18 protein-coding genes are annotated in these 19,621 nt (G+C 69.3%); 8 read left to right on the forward strand and 10 right to left on the reverse strand.

Going from position 1 to position 19,621, the window contains the following annotated elements:
- The first annotated feature begins 2 nt into the window (after positions 1–2).
- Positions 3–1,556 carry an acyl-CoA synthetase gene (locus ACTJLF_RS11340; RefSeq protein WP_440883088.1) on the forward strand — a complete coding sequence of 518 codons (1,554 nt, stop codon included), beginning with the start codon at positions 3–5 and terminating at the stop codon, positions 1,554–1,556.
- On the opposite strand, the gene ACTJLF_RS11345 is transcribed toward ACTJLF_RS11340, so the two are convergent.
- Positions 1,538–3,151 carry a class I adenylate-forming enzyme family protein gene (locus ACTJLF_RS11345; protein WP_440883089.1) on the reverse strand — a complete coding sequence of 538 codons (1,614 nt, stop codon included), beginning with the start codon at positions 3,149–3,151 and terminating at the stop codon, positions 1,538–1,540. The genes ACTJLF_RS11340 and ACTJLF_RS11345 overlap by 19 nt on opposite strands.
- A gap of 100 nt (positions 3,152–3,251) precedes the next feature.
- A complete protein-coding gene (locus ACTJLF_RS11350) occupies positions 3,252–4,079 on the reverse strand; it encodes a hypothetical protein (protein ID WP_051127585.1) in 828 nt (275 codons plus the stop codon).
- A gap of 253 nt (positions 4,080–4,332) precedes the next feature.
- Here ACTJLF_RS11350 and ACTJLF_RS11355 point away from each other — a divergent pair, with 253 nt between their 5' ends.
- The gene (locus tag ACTJLF_RS11355; protein ID WP_019654848.1) at positions 4,333–4,995 is read left to right on the forward strand and encodes a DUF1345 domain-containing protein; all 663 of its coding nucleotides are present in this window, start codon (positions 4,333–4,335) and stop codon (positions 4,993–4,995) included.
- Positions 4,996–5,013: 18 nt separating this feature from the next.
- On the opposite strand, the gene ACTJLF_RS11360 is transcribed toward ACTJLF_RS11355, so the two are convergent.
- From ACTJLF_RS11360 to ACTJLF_RS11370, 3 genes are read right to left on the reverse strand one after another with little or no spacing between them, the layout of a single operon-like run.
- Positions 5,014–5,961 (reverse strand): DMT family transporter, encoded by a 948-nt coding sequence (locus ACTJLF_RS11360; protein WP_019654849.1) that lies wholly within the window; start codon positions 5,959–5,961, stop codon positions 5,014–5,016.
- A 52-nt stretch (positions 5,962–6,013) separates the two neighbouring features.
- Entirely contained in the window at positions 6,014–6,511 is a 498-nt protein-coding gene (locus tag ACTJLF_RS11365; RefSeq protein ID WP_019654850.1) for a methylated-DNA--[protein]-cysteine S-methyltransferase, read from the reverse strand.
- A 6-nt stretch (positions 6,512–6,517) separates the two neighbouring features.
- On the reverse strand, positions 6,518–8,143 hold the full coding sequence (locus ACTJLF_RS11370; RefSeq protein ID WP_440883090.1) for a DNA-3-methyladenine glycosylase 2 family protein: 1,626 nt from the start codon (positions 8,141–8,143) through the stop codon (positions 6,518–6,520).
- Positions 8,144–8,254: 111 nt separating this feature from the next.
- Here ACTJLF_RS11370 and ACTJLF_RS11375 point away from each other — a divergent pair, with 111 nt between their 5' ends.
- Positions 8,255–9,637: a phosphomannomutase/phosphoglucomutase gene (locus tag ACTJLF_RS11375; RefSeq protein ID WP_019654852.1), complete on the forward strand. Its 1,383-nt coding sequence runs from the start codon at positions 8,255–8,257 to the stop codon at positions 9,635–9,637.
- A gap of 169 nt (positions 9,638–9,806) precedes the next feature.
- Complete coding sequence (locus tag ACTJLF_RS11380; protein ID WP_019654853.1) at positions 9,807–11,198, forward strand: 3-deoxy-D-manno-octulosonic acid transferase; 1,392 nt, start codon at positions 9,807–9,809, stop codon at positions 11,196–11,198.
- 138 nt (positions 11,199–11,336) lie between these two features.
- On the opposite strand, the gene ACTJLF_RS11385 is transcribed toward ACTJLF_RS11380, so the two are convergent.
- Genes ACTJLF_RS11385 through ACTJLF_RS11400 form a run of 4 tightly spaced genes read right to left on the reverse strand, consistent with a single transcriptional unit; the run spans position 11,337 to position 14,695 of the window.
- A complete protein-coding gene (locus ACTJLF_RS11385) occupies positions 11,337–12,896 on the reverse strand; it encodes a TolC family outer membrane protein (RefSeq protein WP_019654854.1) in 1,560 nt (519 codons plus the stop codon).
- A 22-nt stretch (positions 12,897–12,918) separates the two neighbouring features.
- Positions 12,919–13,254: a rhodanese-like domain-containing protein gene (locus ACTJLF_RS11390; protein ID WP_019654855.1), complete on the reverse strand. Its 336-nt coding sequence runs from the start codon at positions 13,252–13,254 to the stop codon at positions 12,919–12,921.
- A gap of 19 nt (positions 13,255–13,273) precedes the next feature.
- Positions 13,274–13,951 (reverse strand): protein-L-isoaspartate O-methyltransferase family protein, encoded by a 678-nt coding sequence (locus ACTJLF_RS11395; protein WP_126185520.1) that lies wholly within the window; start codon positions 13,949–13,951, stop codon positions 13,274–13,276.
- A gap of 21 nt (positions 13,952–13,972) precedes the next feature.
- A complete protein-coding gene (locus ACTJLF_RS11400) occupies positions 13,973–14,695 on the reverse strand; it encodes a TetR/AcrR family transcriptional regulator (protein WP_019654857.1) in 723 nt (240 codons plus the stop codon).
- Positions 14,696–14,797: 102 nt separating this feature from the next.
- Between ACTJLF_RS11400 and msrA the strand changes: the two genes are divergently transcribed.
- From msrA to ACTJLF_RS11420, 4 genes are all read left to right on the forward strand, one after another.
- Positions 14,798–15,349 (forward strand): peptide-methionine (S)-S-oxide reductase MsrA, encoded by a 552-nt coding sequence (gene msrA, locus ACTJLF_RS11405; protein WP_184605372.1) that lies wholly within the window; start codon positions 14,798–14,800, stop codon positions 15,347–15,349.
- Between the two features lie 39 nt (positions 15,350–15,388).
- Positions 15,389–15,769: a hypothetical protein gene (locus tag ACTJLF_RS11410; protein ID WP_019654859.1), complete on the forward strand. Its 381-nt coding sequence runs from the start codon at positions 15,389–15,391 to the stop codon at positions 15,767–15,769.
- 84 nt (positions 15,770–15,853) lie between these two features.
- Entirely contained in the window at positions 15,854–17,956 is a 2,103-nt protein-coding gene (locus ACTJLF_RS11415; protein WP_019654860.1) for a TonB-dependent receptor, read from the forward strand.
- A gap of 158 nt (positions 17,957–18,114) precedes the next feature.
- The gene (locus ACTJLF_RS11420; RefSeq protein WP_354327058.1) at positions 18,115–19,077 is read left to right on the forward strand and encodes an AEC family transporter; all 963 of its coding nucleotides are present in this window, start codon (positions 18,115–18,117) and stop codon (positions 19,075–19,077) included.
- Positions 19,078–19,217: 140 nt separating this feature from the next.
- Here the strand turns inward: ACTJLF_RS11420 and ACTJLF_RS11425 are convergent, their stop codons facing one another.
- Positions 19,218–19,604, reverse strand: a complete 387-nt coding sequence (locus ACTJLF_RS11425; protein WP_440883091.1) for a hypothetical protein — start codon at positions 19,602–19,604, stop codon at positions 19,218–19,220.
- Positions 19,605–19,621 lie beyond the last annotated feature (17 nt).

Here is a 19,621-nt window from a genome sequence, read left to right on the forward strand (position 1 = left end):
CCATGCGCCTGGTCGACTACCTCGACAAGGGCGCCCAGCTCGGCGCCCATTCGCCGTGCCTCACCATGGGCGGCAGCAGCCTGAGCTATGCCCAGGTGCAGCGCATCAGCTGGCGCGTGGCGAGGGGCCTGCAACGCGGCGGCATCCGCCCCGGCGACAAGGTGGCCGTGCTTTCGAGCAACGACGCGACGGCCTTCGCCACCGTGTTCGGCATCTCGCGCGCGGGCTGCGTGTGGTGCCCGATCAATCCGCGCAACGAAGCGGGCGAGAACGCCTACGTACTCGATGCCTTCGACTGCGCCTGCCTGGTCTTCCACGGCAACTATGCGGCCATGGTCGAGCAGATGCGCCCGCAACTGCCCGGGCTGCGGGCGCTGGTGTGCCTCGATCAGCGCCAGGCCTTCGCGCCCTCGCTGGAAGACTGGCTCGAGGGCCTGGACGACTCGCCCTTCGACGTCGCGCCGCCCGACGACCTGGCGATGATCGCCGGCACCGGCGGCACCACAGGCCAGCCCAAGGGCGTGATGCTGTCGGGGCGCAATCTCGAGGCGATGTCGGCGCTGACGCTGATGGGCTATCCCTTCGAGGGGCGGCCCGTCTACCTCGCGCTGGCGCCGCTCACGCATGCCGCCGGCGTGCTGTGCCTGCCGGTGATGGCGCTGGGCGGGCAGGTCGTGATCATGCCCAGGCCCGACCTGGGCGAGTTCCTTGGCCTCATCGAGGCGCATGGGGTCACCCACACATTCCTGCCGCCCACGCTGATCTACATGCTGCTGCAGCATCCGCAGCTCGCGCACACGAAGCTCGATTCGCTGCAGTGCTTCTGGTACGGCGCCGCGCCCATGTCGGCCGCGCGGCTCGAAGAGGCACTGCAGAAGATCGGCCCCGTCATGGCGCAGCTCTTCGGCCAGACGGAGGCGCCGATGATGATCTCGATGATGTCGCCGCGCGAGCACTTCAACGCCGACGGCACCATCGCTCGCCACCGTCTGTCTTCGGCGGGCAGGCCGGGCCCGCTCGTGCAGGTGGGCGTGATGAACGCCGACGGCGTGCTGCTGCCCACGGGCGAGAGCGGCGAGATCGTGGTGCGCGGCTCGCTGGTGATGCTCGGCTATTACAAGAACCCGGGCGCCACCGAAGAGGCTTCTCGCCATGGCTGGCACCACACGGGCGACATCGGCTACCTCGATGCCGATGGCTTTCTTTACATCGTCGACCGGGCCAAGGACATGATCATCTCGGGCGGCTTCAACGTCTATTCGGCCGAGGTCGAGCAGGCGCTGCTGCAGCACCCCGACGTGCAGGACAGCGCCGTCGTCGGACTGCCCGACGAGAAGTGGGGCGAGCGCGTGGTGGCGGTGCTGCAGCTGCACGAAGGCCGGCAGGTGGACGTGGAGGACGTCAAGGCCTTCGTCAAGGCGCGCATCGGCAGCGTGAAGGCGCCCAAGCAGATCGAGGTGTGGCTCGACCTGCCGCGATCCAGGGTGGGAAAGGTGCTGAAGAAGGAGGTGCGCGCGACGCTGCTGCAGGGCGCGGATCAACCCTCGCGCTCGTAGTGGTCGTGGTGCGCCCGGCGCAGCTCGAACTTCTGGATCTTGCCGGTCGAGGTCATCGGCAGCGCCGGCAGGAAGATGATCTTCTTCGGCACCTCGAAGCCGCCCAGGTGCTCCTTGCAGTGGGCGGAGAGCGCGGCCTCGTCGAAGTCCGCCGGTGCGTCGGGCCTGCGCGTGACGAAGGCGGTGATGGCCTCGCCCCAGCGCTCGTGCGGCAGGCCCACCACCGCGGCGTTGAGCACGGCGGGGTGCCGCAGCAGCACCTCCTCGACCTTGATCGAGGGCACGTTCTCGCCGCCAGACTTGACCATGTCCTTGAGCCGGTCGAGGAAGATCAGCTGGCCGTCGGCGTCGAGCTTGCCCAGGTCGCCCGAGTGGTGCCAGCCGAAGCGCTGCGCGTTCGCGGTGGCCTCCGGGTCGTTGTAGTAGCCGAGCATCACGTTGGGGCCGCGGAAGACGATCTCGCCGACCTGCTCGGGGCCGAGCAGCTCGCCGCCGTCGCCCATCACCGCGACCTCGTTCACCAGCGTGCCCACGCCCCAGTAGGAGCCGAAGCGCCTGCGCTGCTCGTGCGCCTCGAAGATGGTGGCGCCGGGGTACATCTCGGTCTGGCCCGAGACGAGCGCGAAGTTCGGGCAGAACTCGTCGAGCAGGCGCAGCAGCAGCGTGCGCGACATCGGCGCCATCGCATACACGCAAAGCCGCAGGCTCGAGATGTCGCGCGCGGCGCGCTGCGGATGCGCGAGCAGCGCGCCGTACATCATCGGCAGGCCGACCATCACCGTGATGCGGTGCCGCTCGATGGCCGAGAGCACCGCGCCGGGGTCGAATCCGCGCAGCACCACGAGCGAGCCGCCCACCGCCAGCGCCGACATCAGCACCGTGTGCTGGCCGCAGTGGAAGAGCGGCAGCACGCTGCTCCACACGTCGGCGCGCTCGGGGCTGCTGCCCCATTCGACCATGTTGCTCAACAGCACCGAATGCACCGAGGCGTGCGAGTGCATCACGCCCTTCTGGCGGCCCGTGGTGCCGCTGGTGTACATGATGAGCGCGAGCTGCGTACTGTCGATGGGCACGTCGGGCAGGGTCGCCGGGCCCTGCGCGATGGCCTGCAGCACGGTGGGCAAGCCTTCCGGCGGCGTGTCGCCGTCGAGCACGCAGAGGATGGGCGCCACGCCTTTCGTGCTCAGCAGTTCACGCAGCTCGGGCCGGGCGTGCAGCGCGGTGTCGATCACGACATGGCGCACCTCGGCATGGCCGAGGATGTAGCCGATGGCATCCACAGCGAGCGCGGTGTTGATCGGTACCCACACGAGGCCGGCCTTCTGGATGCCCAGCATGGCGACCACCATCTGGATCGAGTTGTTGCACAGCATCCCCACGCGGTCGCCGCCCGACAGGCCCAGGCCCAGCAGATGGTGCGCGAAGCGGTTTGAGGCGGCGTCGAGTTCGCCGTAGGTGATGCGGTGCTCGCCTTCGACGAGCGCCGTGCGTGCGCCGAAGCGGCGTGCGCTGCGGTGGATCACGTCGCCCAGCGCGATGCGCGAGATGCGCGAATGGAACTGCGGCGGCACAGGGCCGTTGGCGGCTGCGGGCATGCTCTTCGTCTCCGTTCTTCGATGGTGGGCGCAGCCTAAGGCCGTGCGCCGCACCGCGTCTTGCGAAGACTGGCTGCCACCCCGCAGCCGGATCGGGCGCCTAGAAGCGCGCCTTGAGGAAGGCCGAGGGACCCTGCAGCTTGACCTTCAGGCGCGTATCGGCGAAGTCGTTGTTGCGCGTCAGGTCGATGTTCGTCACGCCATAGGCCAGCACCACGCCCACGTTCTTCACCGGGAACCACTCCACGCCCGCGGAAGCGTTGTAGATGTTGCCGTGGAAGCGGCCGCCGTTCTTCCATACGCCCGAGGCGTCGGCGAAGAGGCGCAGGTCGGGCGTGATGGCGTGGCGCACGCCGATCTCCAGCAGCGGCGCCACGGCGTTGTCGCTCGAACTCTGGCTCAGGGTACCGATCTGGCCGTTCACGGAGGCCAGGGCGCTGGCGCCGAGCGTCGCGCGGTAGTAGGCGGCGCCGGCGCCGAGGCCGAGCACGGTGTTGCCCGAGCCGATCCACCATTTGTATGAGAGCTTCGCGAAGTCGAGCTTGGTGCTCAGGTCCGCATTGCCGAAGGTGTTGAGCGTGCCGAAGGGCCCGAGCGACGTGGTGTTGGCGACGCCGCCGGAGTAGTCGCGCTTGTAGCGGTAGTAGTCGAAGGAGATGCCCTGGCTGTCGCCCAGCAGCACGTCGGCCGAGATGCGCGGCATGGTGACGCGGCCGGGCTTGATGTCGCCCGTCTGCAATGCGCCGTACGCCGTGCCGAAGGATGCGCTGATCTTCGGATCGGCGTTGAAGCCGCCCACCGAGAAGCTGAAGCGATCGAGCGCAGGGGAGGGGTCGGCGAAGGCAGGCGCGGCGGCAATGAGCAGCCCTGCGCCGAGCAGCACGGGGTGCCGGACGGACGGGAGAAGACGGGGACGAGGCAGCGGCATTGAAGAATCCTTGAAGAAGCGGATGGGCGAAACTGGAACTGGATGGATCCCCCTCGGGCACGTCGTCGTGGCGGAACGGGAGCCGGGTGGCTGCGTCCTGTTGTGCGGTGCTTGAGGGCGAGGCTCCCTGAACAGGCGATACGTTAGAGGGCGACAAGGACTTCGCGGATGCGCGGAATGCCGCAGTGGTTGTAGGAATAGCTCTACGCCGCGACGGCGCGTTGCGCCCCTTGGCGGGCGCTAAAGTGCCGTCATGCGCCGACACCTCTCCACCACCACCGGTCCCCAACGTCTTTTCTATGGTGCCGCCGCGGGCGCGGCCGTTGCCGTTGCGCTCCTGCCGGTGCCCATGAGCGGCATGGCGCGGGGCCTGGCCGCCTGGTGCGCGGGCGTGGTGGTGCACCAGCTGCTCGCATGGTGGCTGGCCTGCACCTTCGACGCCAGGCGCACGCGCGAGCGCGCGCAGTCGCTGGACCAGCCGAACGTGTTGATCCTGGTGTCGATGCTGCTGGTCGTGGCGATGAGCGTGGTGGCCATCGCCATGCTGCTGCAGCAGGTGAAGGACCTCAGCGGCTGGGTACGCGCGGCGCACATCGCGCTCGGGCTGGTGGCGCTCGTGGGCTCGTGGCTGACGATGCACACGATCTACGCCTTCCACTACGCGCACCGCTACTACATCGACCAGCGCGACGGCACGCCCGACGGCGGCCTCGACTTTCCGGGCAAGGACGACGCGCCCGACTACTTCGACTTTCTCTACTACTCCTACGTGATCGGCATGACCTCGCAGGTCTCCGACGTGCAGGCGACCTCTAAGGAGATGCGGCGCATCACGCTGCTGCACAGCATGCTGGCCTTCGCCTTCAACATGCTGGTGCTGGCGCTTTCGGTGAACGTGGTCGCGGGCGCCGTGTAGGCGCCACGCGACGCGCCTTCAGGCTGGCGCCTTGCGCGGCCAGCCCGGCTTGACGATGCCGGTCGACAGCGCCACCCCGCAGACGATCACCACCGCGCACACCAGCATCCACTGCGTGATGCTCTCGCCCAGGAACACCGCGCCGTAGAACAGCGCGAACACCGGCACCAGGAAGGTCACCGTCAACGCGCGTGCCGGGCCGGCGCGCTCGATCAGGCGGAAGAACAGGATGTAGGCCACCCCGGTGCAGGCGATGCCCAGCGCCAGCAGCGCGAGCCATGCGCGCAGGCTGGGCATCTGCGTGGGCCAGAGCCAGAAGGCGGGCAGGGCCAGGAAGGCGGTGGCGCCGATCTGGCTGCCCGTGGCCGTAGTGAGCGCGGGCACGCCGCCCAGCCAGGCCCGCGTGGCGCTGGCGGAGATGCCGTAGCACAGGCAGGCGGCGAGGCAGGCGAGCACTGCGAAGAGCGCCGCATTGCCGCTGGCACCGGAATGCAGGCCGGCGTTGCGGCTCGCCAGCATCGCCACGCCCGCGAAACCGATCACCAGCCCCACCAGCCGCCAGTTCGCCGGCCGCTCGCGGAACCAGGCCCAGGCCACCAGCGCGCCGAACATCGGCGTGGTGGCGTTGAGCACTGCCGCGAGGCCGGTGTTGATGGTCAGCAGCGCGAAGCAGAAGAGCGCGAAGGGCATGCCCGAATTGAAGACGCCGACCAGCATGCTGGCCTTCCAGTGCTTCGCAAGCGACGGCCCCTGCCCGCGCAGCAGCGCGATCGGCAGCAGGAACAGCGCGGCGATCGCCACCCGCACCGCGGCCGTAGGCAACGCGCCGAACTCGGCGGCGCCGATGCGCATGAAGAGAAAGGAGGCGCCCCACAGCGCCCCCAGCAGCACCAGGTCGATGAGCCACGCGGTGGGGGGGAGGGCCTTGGCGGCGGGGGCGACGTTGTCGTTCTTCGTTGTGGTCATGCGTCCTCGGTCGTTCTTTCTTCTGTGCGCTTGCGCGTTCGCTCGCTCGGGCTCAGATCGCCTTTTCGAGCTGCAGCAATGCGGTCTTGCGTTCGAGCCCGCCAGCGTAACCGGTCAGCGAGCCGTCGGAGCCCAGCACGCGGTGGCAGGGCACGATCACGCTGATCGGATTGCGTCCCACGGCAGCACCCACCGCGCGCACCGCGGCCGGGTTGCCCACGTTGATGCTGAGCGCGCCGTAGCTCGTGGTGGCTCCGGCCGGAATGGCCAGCAGCTGCTGCCACACGCTCTGCTGGAACGCGGTGCCGTGCGAGAGGTCGAGCTTCATGTCGAAGCTGTCGCGCTTGCCGGCGAAGTAGTCGCGCAGCTGCGTGGCCGCCTCGACCAGCGCGGGATGGTCGTCCCTGGTGATCCAGCCGCTGGTGTCGGGCCAGTGGCGCTGCTGGTCGAACCAGACGCCGGCCAGCCCGTTGTCGGTGGCCGCCATCGTGACGCCGCCCAGCGGCGTGTCGATGTGCGAGGTGTAGATGACTTTGCTCTTGAACTTCATGACGCTTCAGGCTGCGACGCCTGCCGTTGTGATGAGGGGAGATCCGGACTCGGTGGCCGCAGGTGGCGAAGGCGAGCCCGCCAACGCCGGGGTCGGGGCGTGCCAAGCCCGCAGCACCGCGTAGCTGCGCCACGGCCGCCACGCCTGCGAGGCTTCGCTGGCAGCGCGGGCGGTGGTCACGCCCAGGGCCTTCTGCAGCGCGACGTCGCCGGCCGGAAAGGCGTCGGGCCAGCGCAGCGCGCGCATCGCGATGTACTGCGCAGTCCAGGCGCCGATGCCGGGCAGCTCCTGCAGCGCGGCGATGGTGGAGGGCACGTCGGCGCCGGCGTGCAGCGCCAGCCTGCCGGAGGCCACTTCGCGCGCGACGGCCTGCAGCGCCGTCTGCCGCTGCCGCACGATGCCGAGCCGGCCCAGCTCGTCGCCGCTCGCGGCCGCGATGGCCGCCGGCGTGGGAAAGAGCCGGTCCAGCCCCTCGACCGGCGTGGCCAGCGTTTCGCCGAAGGCCTGGACCAGCCGCGAGCCCAGCGTGCGCGCCGCGGCCACCGTGATCTGCTGGCCCAGCACCGCGCGCACCGCGAGCTCGAAGCCGTCGACCGCGCCGGGCACGCGAAGCCCGTCGCCGTGCGGAAAGGCCGCGTGCAGCGCCGCATTGATGGCCATCGGCTCCGCATCGAGGTCGAACAGGGCGCGGGCACGGCTGATGACGATGGGCAGCACGGCGGCCAGCGAATCGCTGACCGACAGCAGCATCTGCTCGCGTTGCAGGTCGAAGCGCAGCTGCAGCCACCCCGCGTGGGCCTGTGCGCCCTGCTGGATGCGCAGGGTGCGGGTCAGCTTCACGTAGTCGGGCGTGCTGCCCTTGGCGGGTTCCTTGCCGTCGGCGGTGGAGACCATCTCCACGCCGCGCAGCGCGCGCCGTGCGAAGAAGCCCAGCATGGCGTTGGCGTCGTAGGGCGGTCGGAAGCCCAGGCGCACCTCGATCGCCTTGCCATGGCCGCCTGCGCTGCCGTTGTCCGCGCCGCCGCCGGCGCGCCGCAGCGCGCTCGGATTCAGGCCGTAGTGCTCCAGGAAGGCTGCATTGAAGCGGCGCACGCTGGCGAAGCCGCTGGCCAGCGCGACCTGCGTCATCGGCAGGCGCGTGTCGGCGATGAGCTGCTTGGCGGCCAGCAGGCGGCGCGTCTGCAGGTACTGGAGGGGCGAGACGCCGAATTGCGATTCGAAGATGCGCCGCAGGTGGCGGTCGCTCACGCCCAGGCGCGCCGCGATCTGGGCCGCGCCGGGGCCGTCTTCGGACCAGGCGTCGGGCTCGTCGATCAGCCGCGCGGCCTGCTGCGCGAGGATGCGCGAGGCATCTTCGGTCGACCAGCTCGCCGCGCCCGAAGCGCGAGGGGCCAGTTCGGGCCGGCAGCGCAGGCAGGGGCGGAAGCCCGCGGCCTCGGCCTGTGCCGCATGGCGGAAGAACCGGCAGTTCTCGCGCCGCGGCAGCTTCACGCGGCAGACCGGGCGGCAGTAGATGCCGGTGGAGGTCACCGCGGTGAAGAAGGAGCCGTCGAAGCGCGCGTCGTGCGTCTTCATCGCCAGGTAGCAGGCGTCGCTCTCGAGCGCTTCGGTGGAGTGGTGGTCGGCAGGCATGGGGAAATGATACGGTTTCGACTCGTTTCAACTGGCCGTTTCCGGACATGTGGCCACCCGGGGCCTTGCCTACAATGCCCGGTTTACAAATCCGACAGGGAACGCCTCTCCATGCAGCTCAGCGCGTCGATCTTCAAGGCCTATGACATCCGCGGCATCGTGCCGGTCACACTCGATGCCGAGGTGGCGGAAGCGCTGGGCAGGGCCTTCGGCAGCGCGGCCCGCGCGGCGGGCGAGAAGTCGGTGGCGGTAGGGCGCGACGGCCGCCTGTCGGGCCCCGCGCTGGCCGAGGCGCTGATCAAGGGCCTGGTGGCCACGGGCATCGAGGTCATCGACGTGGGCGCCGTCACCACGCCCATGCTGTACTTCGCGGCCCACACGCTGTGCACGAGCGGCATCCAGGTCACCGGCAGCCACAACCCCAAGGACTACAACGGCTTCAAGATGGTGCTGGCCGGCCGTGCGATCTACGGCGACGAGATCCAGGCCCTGCGCAGGACCATGGAAGCCGGCACCGCGCAGCTCGCCCCGGGCGGCAGCGTGCGCAAGGTCGACGTGGCCCCGGCCTACATCGAGCGCATCGCTGGCGACATCAAGCTGGCGCGCCCGATGAAGATCGTGGTCGATTCGGGCAACGGCATCGCCGGCGCCTCGGCCCCGGCCATCTTCCGCGCCCTGGGCTGCGAGGTGACCGAGCTCTTCAGCGAGGTCGACGGCAACTTCCCCAACCACCACCCCGACCCGAGCAAGCCCGAGAACCTGAAGGACCTGATCGCCGCGCTGGCCGCCGGCGACGCCGAACTGGGCCTGGCCTTCGACGGCGACGGCGACCGCCTGGGCATCGTCACCAAGGACGGCCAGAACATCTTCCCGGACCGCCAGATGCAGCTCTTTGCGCAGGACGTGCTCTCGCGCGTGCCCGGCGGCACCATCGTCTACGACGTGAAGTGCTCGCAGCGCCTGGGCCCGGCCATCGAGGCCGCGGGCGGCAAGCCGATGATCTTCAAGACCGGCCACTCGCTCATCAAGGCGAAGATGAAGGAAATCGACTCGCCCCTGGGCGGCGAGATGAGCGGCCACATCTTCTTCAAGGAGCGCTGGTTCGGCTTCGACGACGGCACCTACGCGGGCTGCCGCCTGCTCGAGATCCTGAGCAAGAGCCCCGACGCGAACGCCGTGCTCAACGCGCTGCCCACGAGCTTCTCGACGCCCGAGCTGAACGTGGCCTGCGCCGAGGGCGAGCCGCACGCGGTGGTCGACAAGCTGGTGAAGGGCGCGAACTTCGCCGCGCCCGCCAAGGTATCGACTATCGACGGGCTGCGCGTCGACTGGCCCGATGGCTTCGGGCTGATCCGCGCGTCGAACACCACGCCCGTGCTGGTGCTGCGCTTCGAAGGGCAGACCGATGCGGCGCTCAAGCGCATCGAGGCCGAGATGCTGGCCCTTCTGAGAACCGCCAAGCCCGACGCCAAGGTAGGCGAAGCGGCGCATTAGGATGACCCCCCGTCTTCGCGCGCTTCGTGTCGCTGCGCCAACCCCCTTCCAGGGGGCGATACCGCTGGCCCGGCAAAGCCAGCTCCAAGGTAGCGCTGGCGTGAAAGGCCGCGCGGGTCTCACGCGCTGTGGGTTCCGCAACGGTGTGGTCTTGGTGGGGAACTGAATCGTGCGTTCCCTGCTGCTGCGCCTCTACGGCGCCTTCACCACTGTCGTGCAACCGCTCGTGCGCCGCAAGCTGCGGCGCCGCGCGCAGGCCGAGCCAGGCTACGGCGTGGCGGTGGAGGAGCGCTTCGGCTACTACGACGAAGCCATCACCGGGCACGCCCAGTGCTGGGTGCATGCGGTCTCGCTCGGCGAGACGCGCGCGGCCGCGATCCTGATCGCCGAGCTGCGCCGGCAGTACCCCGGCGTGCCGATCCTGCTCACGCACGGTACCGCCACCGGTCGCGAGGAAGGTGCCAAGCTGCTGGAGCCGGGCGACACGCAGGTCTGGCAGCCGTGGGACACGCCTGGCGCCGTGCGCCGCTTCCTCGACCGCTTCCAGCCGCGCATCGGCGTGCTGATGGAAACCGAGGTCTGGCCCGAGCTGACTGCCGCCTGCGCCGAACGCCGCATTCCGCTCGTGCTGGCCAATGCGCGCCTCAACGAGAAGTCGCTGGCGGCGGCGGAGCGCCTTGCATGGCTGGCGCGGCCCGCGTATTCGTCTCTCACGGCCGTGTGGGCGCAGACCGAGGCCGATGCGCACCGGCTGGTGTCGCTCGGCGCCAAGGTGGCCGGCATCTACGGCAACCTGAAGTTCGACGCCACGCCCGATGCGCGCCAGCTCACCGCCGCTGCCTCGTTGCGCGAGCGCCTGCCCAAGCCGATGGTGGTGCTCGCAAGCTCGCGCGACGGCGAGGAGCGCATGCTGCTCGAAGTGCTCAAGCGTTTCGGCGCGACGTCACCGGTGCCGCCGGAGCAGGGCGCGATCCGCTCGATCGCCAAGCGCGTGCATGACGTGCAATGGATGATCGTGCCGCGCCACCCGCAGCGTTTCGACGAGGTCGCGGCGCTGATCGAGGCCGAGGGTTTCGCGGTGGCGCGCCGCAGTGCGGCGGGCCAGCCGTCCGATGCCGAGATCTGGCTCGGCGATTCGCTGGGCGAGATGGCGCTCTATTACGGCCTGGCCGACGTGGCGCTGCTCGGCGGCAGCTTCGAGCCGCTGGGCGGGCAGAACCTGATCGAGCCGGCGGCCTGCGGCTGCCCGGTGGTCATGGGCCCGTCCACGTTCAACTTCGCCGAGGCAGCGCAGCTCTCGCTGGCCGCGGGCGCATCGCTGCGCGTCGAAGGCATGGAGCAGGCCGTCACTGCGGCGCTGAAGCTGGTCGAGAACCCCGAGCGCCGCGCCGCGATGGCGCAGGCCGCGCTGGCGTTCTCCTCGTCGAACCGCGGCGCGGCCGAGCGCACGGCGGCGGCAGTGCTGGCGATTGCGCAGGCGGCCGAGCCGGTGGACACGGTGAATGCGCCGCTGGACGGCGATCCGCAACAACCGCCGCGCGCGGAACCCACGCTGGATTGAATTGCCTCTGGCTCCTTCCCCCAGAGGGGGAAGGTTGGGATGGGGGCAAGTGCCCAGCGAGCGCTGCGAATGGGTCAAAGCCACGGTGCCCTCACCCCGACCCTCCCCCGGGAGGGGAGGGAGAAAAATCCAACTGGCTCAGCGCACGGGCGGATTCACGATCACCGGCGGCACGGGCGCCGTCGGCATCGTCGGTGCGGGCGGATTGAACTGCGGCGTCTGCACCGGCGGGATCGCGGGGATGCTCGGCGGCGTCGCGGGCACAACGGGTGTCGTGGTCGTCGTCGTGCCGCGGTCGGGGCCGATGGCCGGCGGCACGGCCGGCACGCTGCCGCTGCTGGCCAGCGTCGCGTTGATCGCGTTCATGTCGTCCACGGTCAGCGTGCCGTTGGCCTGGCGCAGCTTCAGGTTGCCCAGCAGCACGTTGTAGCGCGCCTGCGCGAGGTCGCGCTTGGTCTGGTAGAGCTGGCTCTGCGAGTTCAGCACGTCGATGTTGATGCGCACGCCCACTTGGTAGCCGAGCCGGTTGGCGTCGAGCGCGCTCTGGCTCGAGGCCTCGGCGGCTTCCAGCGCCTTCACCTGCCCTGCCCCCGAAACGAGCCCGAGGTAGGCCGCGCGCGTGGCTTGCGCCACGCTGCGGCGCGTGCCTTCGAGCACGCTGCGCGACTGGTCTTCGAGCGCCAGCGTTTCCTTGATGCGGTTCTCGGTGGCGAAGCCGGCGAACAGTGGCAGGTTGAAGGTGACGCCCACCGTGGCCGCGTTGACGCGCGTGCCCACGGTACTCGTGCTGGTTCCGGTCGGATTGCGCGTGACGTTGTAGCCCAGGTTGGCGTCCAGCGTGGGCTTGTGGCCGGCCTTGGCTTTCTCCACTTCGAGCCCGGCCACGTCCAGGCCCAGGCGGGCCTGCCGGATGGAGGGATGCGCCTCGTCGGCCTGCGAGACCCATGCGTTGATGTCGGCGGGCGTCGCCGTCGGCAGCACCACGGGCACGGCGAGCGGCACCGGCACGCTGCCGGGACGGCCGACCAGCTGGTCGAGCACCACCTTCTTCACCTGCAGGTCGTTCTCCGCGGCGATCTCCTGGGCGATCACCAGGTCGTAGCGGGCCTGGGCCTCGCGCGAATCGGTGATGGTGGAGGTGCCCACCTCGAAGTTGCGCTTGGCCGATGCCAGCTGCTCGGCCACGGCCACCTTCTGCGCGCGCACGAGCGCCAGGCTGTCCTGGCTCGCGAGCACGTCGAAGTAGGCCTGGCTCACGCGCACGATCAGGTCCTGCTCGGCGATGGTGAGCACCGCCTGGGCGATGTCGGCCTGGCGCTTGCCCTGCTCGTAGGTGGCCCAGTTCGCGGGCCGGTACAGCGGCTGGGTGGCGTTGATGCCGATGTTCTGCGTGTTGAAGTCGCGCGAGGCGGAGCTGCCCCGGCTGGTGCCGGTGAGGGTGTCGATGTCCAGGTCGCTGCGCGTGACGCCTGCGGTGAGGCCCACGGCGGGCAGGATGCCGGCCTTGGCCTGCGCGGCGCGCGCGATGCTGGCGTCGTACTGGGCCCGTGCGCCCTGGTACGTGGCGTCGAAGCCGCGGGCGGATTCGTAGAGTTCGTTCAGTGTCTGGGCCTGGGTCAGGGCCGGCGATGCGAGCAGGACTGCGAAGGTGGTTGCGAGTGCTGCGGAAAGAGGCGAAAGCCGGGGCCTGGAAGGCATTGAACGTCCTTGGGGGAAAGAATCAGTAGCGCGGGACCGTAGGGTCGTGCGACGACCAGGCGTCGATGCCGCCTGCCACGTTGGCGAGCTGGTCAAAGCCGTTCTGGTTCAGGAAGGCGGCCACGCGCTGGCTGCGCGCGCCGTGATGGCACAGGCATGCGATGCGTTGGCCGTCATTCAGCTCGGCCAGCCGCCCGGGGATCTCGTTCATCGGAATCGCCACCAGGGTGAAGCCCTGGGGCGTGACGCTAGCCGTCTGCAGCTCCCAGGGCTCGCGCACGTCGAGCAGCACGGGGGCTGCGTCGGCGTTCTGTGCGAACCAGGCGGCGAGGTCGGCGGGGCGGACTTGGTCGATCATGCTCGTGTCAACCGTCGGCTCAGAACGCGAAGCGCGAGGGCTCGGGGAAGTTCAGCAGGCGCGGGGCCATCGTGTCCCAGGGCTGGATGGTGTCCCACTTGCTCTCGCTGGTGCGTGTGACGAAGTGGGCGCGCATCATCGGCTCTTCGCCCACGATGGCCGAGAGGCGGCCGCCGACCTTCAGCGATCCGAGCAGGTTCTGCGGAATGCGCGCGACGGAGCCGCTGAGCACGATCACGTCGAAGCTGGGACCGCTGGGCAGCGGCACGGAGCCGTCGGCATGGCGCACTTCGACGTTGGTCACGCCGTTGCGGCGCAGCGTCTCGGCGGCGCGGGCGGCCAGCACGGGGTTGATCTCCAGCGACAGCACCTGGGCGGCGCGGGCGCCCAGCAGGGCGGCCATGAAGCCGGAGCCGGTGCCGATCTCGAGCACGGTCTCGTGCTTCTTGATGTGCAGGTCCTGCAGCGTGCGGGCCTCGACCTTGGGCGACAGCATGATCTCGCCGGGCACGGAGCCGTCGAGCAGCGGCAGTTCCATGTCGAAGAACGAGAGGGTGCGGTGCGCTTCGGGCACGTAGTCCTCGCGGTGGATCTGGGCCAGCAGCTCGAGGATGTCGTTGTCGAGCACGTCCCAGGGGCGGATCTGCTGCTCGATCATGTTGAAGCGCAAGCGCTCGAGGGTGGGGGTGGGGTTCATGGCGTGGCTTTCCTTGTGGGCTCAGGACAAACCTTCAATTTTAGGTGCCGCCGGTGACACCACCGGTTCGGTCGGCCTTCCGGGGCGCACGCTGAGCCCGTTGATCACCACTTCGGCCTGGGTCGCCAGGTATTTTTCGGGGTCGAGCGCCGCGGCGCCGTCGACGCAGACCATGGCCGAATGCTTCCAGAGCATGAGAAAGACCATGGGCGCGACCACCGAGTAGATGGCGTGGTCGATGTCCATGGGCGCGAACTCGCCGCTGTCGATGCCGCGCTGGAAGATGCGCCGCAGCAGCTCGTGGCCGGGCCGGACCACCTGCTCGCGATAGAACTCCGCGAGCCCGGGGAAATTGGCGCCTTCGCTCATCATGAGCTTGGTCAGCCCCGATGCCTGGGTCTTGCCCACGCGCTCCCACCACACGTTCATGCAGTAGCGCAGCATGTCGGCGGTGGTGCCCTCGAAGGCCTCGAACTCGGCATTCCATTCGGTGAAACGGCCGCCGAGGTTCTCCATGACCACGGCCTTGAAGAGTTCTTCCTTGCTCGGGAAGTACAGGAAGAGGGTGCCCTTGGAAACCCCGGCGCGCGCCGCCACTTCCTCTGAGCGTGTCGCTGCAAAGCCTTTTTCCACGAAAAGATCGAGCGCGGCCGCCAGCAGTTCGCCGGGGCGCGCCTCCTTCCGGCGCTCGCGCTTGGCGCGCACCGGACAGATCTTGTCGACGAGGGAACGGGAGGGGGACATGTTATTAATGACTCGCGGGTTAGTAATGTAGTGACCGACATCCGTCACGTCAAGCCGCGACAATATCGGGTTCGTCTTTTCAACCTCCTCCGGAGCCGCACCATGTCCTCTTCATCGCCGACCACCGAAACCATCGTGCTGGGCGGGGGCTGCTTCTGGTGCACCGAAGCGGTCTTCGACCGGGTGCAGGGCGTGCTCGACGTCGAATCGGGCTACAGCAACGGCCAGGCCGTCAACCCGACCTACGAGCAGGTCTGCACCGGCCGCACCGGGCACGCCGAGGTGGTCAAGCTCGAATTCGACCCGGCGCAGATCAGCCTGCGAGACATCCTCGAGATCTTCTTCGTCGTGCACGACCCGACCACGCTCAACCGCCAGGGCAACGACGTCGGCACCCAGTACCGCAGCGGCATCTACTACATCGACGACGCCCAGAAGCAGGTGGCCCAGGACGTGATCCGCGAGATCGAGGCCAGCAAGACCTACTCCTCGCCCGTGGTCACCGAGGTGGCGCCGCTGGCCAACTACTCGACGGCCGAGGCCTATCACCAGGACTACTTCCTGAACCATCCGAACCAGGGCTACTGCGCCTTCGTCGTGGGCCCGAAGGTCGAGAAGTTCCAGAAGACCTTCGCATCGCGCGTCAAGGGCTGAAGGCCTGACGCGCCGAACGGCCCGAACCCGACCCCTTCCGTGCACCTCGCCATCCGACAGTCCAGACCCCGCTCGACCCGCGCGCTCGTGGTCGTGCTTGCGGTCGCGCTGTGGTTCGCGGGCACGCTGGGGCTGATGCACCGATCGCTGCACGTGCCGGGCCTGCCGGCCGCCGCGGCGCAGGCCGCGCAGATCGTCCACAAGCACACGGCTCATCACCTGGCCAGCCTGTTCGGCGATCACACCGATGCCGAGTGCCGGCTGTACGACCAGCTCTCGCACGGCTCGGCCATGCCCGGCGTGCCGTTGCTGGTGCTGCCGATGCTGCTGCCGTCGGCCACCTTCGCTTTCCTGCAGGGCGAGGCGCTCGCCCGCTGGGTCGCGCTCTTCGACGCGCGCGGCCCGCCTTCCACTCGCTGAATCCCCTTGTGTTCCGGCTGCTGCTGCACCCGCCTTGCGCGCGGTGGCGGCTGGTCGTTCCTTGATTCACCGAGTGTCCTTTTCATGACCCCCAATTTCCGTCGCAACGCCATCGGCGTTGCCGTTCTTTCGCTCGCCTCCTTTGCAAGCATGGCCCAGGCACAGGATCCCGCGCAGGTCCAGCAGGCCCAACCCGCCGACGCCGCGAGCCTGCGCGAGATCACCGTCACCGGCAATCCGCTGGGCGCCACCGACCTGATCGCGCCCACCACGGCGCTGTCGGGCGACAAGCTGCTGCTGCGTTCCCAATCGACCCTCGGCGAGACGCTGGACAACGTGCCGGGCGTGAGCAGCAGCTACTTCGGCCCCAACGCCAGCCGGCCGATCATCCGCGGCCAGGACGGCGACCGCATCCGTATCCTGCAGAACGGCGGCGCCGCGCCCGACGCCTCCGCGCTCAGCTACGACCATGCCGTGCCCGTCGATGCGCTGGTCACCGAGCGCATCGAGGTGCTGCGCGGCCCCTCGGCGCTGCAGTACGGCGGCAGCGCCGTGGGCGGCGTGGTCAACGTGATCGACAACCGCATTCCCTCCGAGCCCATCAACGGTTTCGGCGGCCGCGCCGACCTGGGCTATTCCACCGGCAACAAGGAGAAGAACGGCGGCGTGGTGCTCGAAGGCGGCAACGACCGCTTCGCGGTGCATGTCGATGCCTTCAACCGCGACTCCAAGGACGTCTCGGTGCCGATCACGCTCGAATGCAGCAAGCCCGGCTCGCCGTGGACGGCGCGCAAGATCTGCAACTCGGCCAACGAGGCCAGCGGCGGCGCGCTCGGCGGCACGCTGTTCTTCGACCAGGGCTACATCGGCGCCTCGGTCAGCAGCTACCGCAGCAAGTACGGCACGGTGGCCGAGGACGACGTGACCATCAACATGAAGTCCGACCGCTACGCGCTGGAAGGCGAGTGGCGGCCGGGCGGCTTCATCAGCAGCATCCACGCCAAGCTCAGCCACACCGACTACCGCCACACCGAGTTCGAGGGCGGCACGCCCGGCACCACCTTCTCGAACATGAGCAACGACCTGCGCATCGAGGCGCGCCACCAGAAGATCGGCAACTTCGAGGGCCTGGTCGGCTTCAGCAGCGAGACCAACCGCTTCGCCGCCGACGGCGAGGAGGCCTTCGCGCCGCACAGCCGCACGCGCTCGAACGCGTTCTTCCTGCACGAGGAATACGGCACTTCGTGGGGCCGCCTGAGCTTCGGCGCGCGCACCGAGCAGGTCCGCATCCGCTCGCTGGGCTATCCGGACGATCCGACGGTCACGCGCTTTGCCATCGGCGAGCGCACCTTCAACCCGCACAGCGCTGCATTCGGTGCGCTGGTCAACCTCGCGCCGCAGTGGCAGCTGACCTCGAACCTCGCCTATACCGAGCGCGCGCCCAAGGACTACGAGCTGCTGGCCAACGGCCCGCACGTGGCGACGGGTGCGTGGGAAGTGGGCGATCCGAACCTGAAGAAGGAGAAGTCCACCGGCTTCGACCTGGGCGCGCAATGGAAGTCGGGCCCCAACACCGCCCGCGTCAATGCCTACGTCACGCGCTTTCGCAACTACATCGGCCTGACCGCGACGGGGCGCAGCCTCGACGAGGAGGGCAACGTGGCCGAACCCGGCGCCGCCGACACGCTGGCCGAGTACGTCTACGGCGGCGTGCGCGCGCGCTTCACCGGCATCGAGGCCAACGGCAACCTGCGCCTGCTGGGCTCGGACGGCTTCGCACGCATGGACGATGCGGGCACGCTCGACCTGGAATGGCGCGGCGACATCGTGCGCGCCAAGAACCTCGACACCGGCGAGCCGCTGCCGCGCATCGCGCCGCTGCGCCTTGGGGCCACGCTGGCCTACAACAACGGCCCTTGGGGCGCGCGCTTCGGCTTCGACTACAACGCGGCGCAGCACCGCGTGCCCTCCGTGGGCGCGCGCGAAACGGATGCCTACACGCTGTGGAACGCCGCCATCACCTACCGCATGAAGGTGCAGCGCGCCAACCTCACCTGGTATGCGCGCATGGACAACATCACGAACAAGCTGGCCTACAGCGCGACTTCGATCCTGACGACGACCGTGTATCCGAACGCGCCGCTGCCGGGGCGCACGCTGAAGGTCGGTCTGCGCGTGACGTTCTGACCGGTGTTGTTTCTCCCTCCCCCGCTGCGGGAGGGCAGGGGTGGGGGCAAGCGGCCTTGATGGGAGCCTGGCTTCTGCAAGCGCGCCTGCCCCCGTCCCAACCTTCCCCCAGCGGGGGAAGGAGCAAGACAGCCGCACCCCTCGGCTATCCTCGCCGGGTGAATTCCTTCGTCATCTCCTCGCTCGTGCCCGTGGTCGTGCTGATCGCAGTGGGCTACCTGGCCGGCAAGCGGCGCTGGATCGGTGGCGGCGCGGTGAAGGACCTGTCTCACCTCATCTTCCTGCTGCTCGCGCCGGCGCTGCTGTTCCGCGCGATGAGCACGGTGCACGTCGAGCAACTGAGCCTCAAGCCGGTGGCTGCGTATTTCATCGCCTCCGGCCTGCTGTTCGCGGGCACGCTGGCGCTGCGCGGATTCAACCGCACGGCCGCGGTGATCGCGCTGGCCAACACCTACAGCAACACCGTGATGATCGGCATCGCGCTGATCGGCCTGGCCTACGGCGAGCCGGGCATGGTGGTGCTGCTCACGCTCATATCGCTGCATTCGCTGGTGCTGCTGACCAGCGCCACGGTGGTGCTGGAGCTGGCCGTGGCGCGCGAGCAGGCCAACACGCTCGGGGCGGCGGGCGCGGAGAAGCGCCCCTCCATGGCCCGCACCGTGATGCGCGCGCTGCGCAACGCCATCATCCACCCGGTGCCGCTGCCGATCATCGCGGGCCTGCTGTTCGCCCAGACCGGGCTGGTCATGCCCGAGGCCATCGACAAGCCGATCCAGCTGCTGGGCCAGGCATTCGGGCCGATCGCTCTGGTGATGGTGGGCATCACGCTCGCGCTCACGCCCATCGGGCGGCACTGGCGCGGCGCGCTGGTGCAGGCGCTGGTGAAGAACCTGCTGCATCCGCTGCTGGTGGCCCTCATCGGCTGGCTGCTGGGCGTGCGCGGCATTCCGCTCACGGTGATGGTGGTGGCCGCGGCGCTGCCGATCGGCGCCAACGTGTTCCTGTTCTCGCAGCGCTACCGCACGGCGGAAGACCTGGTGACGGCCAGTGTCGCCGTTTCGACGGTGCTGGCGCTGGCCACGCTCACGCTCGTGATGATGTGCGTGCAGTGGCTGCCCTGAGTCCTTCGGTCTCCCTCCCGTAGCTACCCGCGCACTTTCGCCTTAGGGCCTTCACGCGGCGCGCCTATGCCGTTCGGCAGGGTGGCCGTTTGGCGAGATGCTGCGCGGCCTTTGGCCCCCTACATTTGCCGGCTGATGATTCACCCGGTGCGCTCTTCGCCCCTTCTTGCTATGGCGGTGGTCGCGACGGTGATCGCGCTGCAAGGCCGACCCACGCAGGCAGCGGAGACTGCCGCCGAGGCGCCCAAGCCTTGCCGCACGCCATGCCTTTCGGCGAGCGTGCCGCGCGAGCCGAGCGAGCCCGCGGCCGCGGCGAAGGCCGACAGGGCGCCGAAGGCCGAAGAGGGGCCGTCGAAGCCGAAGCCGGTGGCGAAGGCACGACCGCAGCCAGCCGTGCCCGTGCCATCGCCGCCGCCGGTGCAGCGCGAGGCCTCGGCGGCCGCAGCGCCGCGGCCCGCGCCTTCGAAGCGCTGCACCGAGATCAACATGCGCGCCGCCGTCGGCGAGCCGCTGTCGGACCAGGACATGAAGACATTGAGGAGCC

Origin of the sequence: Variovorax sp. 22077, assembly GCF_052044195.1 — a bacterium.
GTDB classification, from domain to species: Bacteria; Pseudomonadota; Gammaproteobacteria; order Burkholderiales; family Burkholderiaceae_C; genus Variovorax; species Variovorax atrisoli.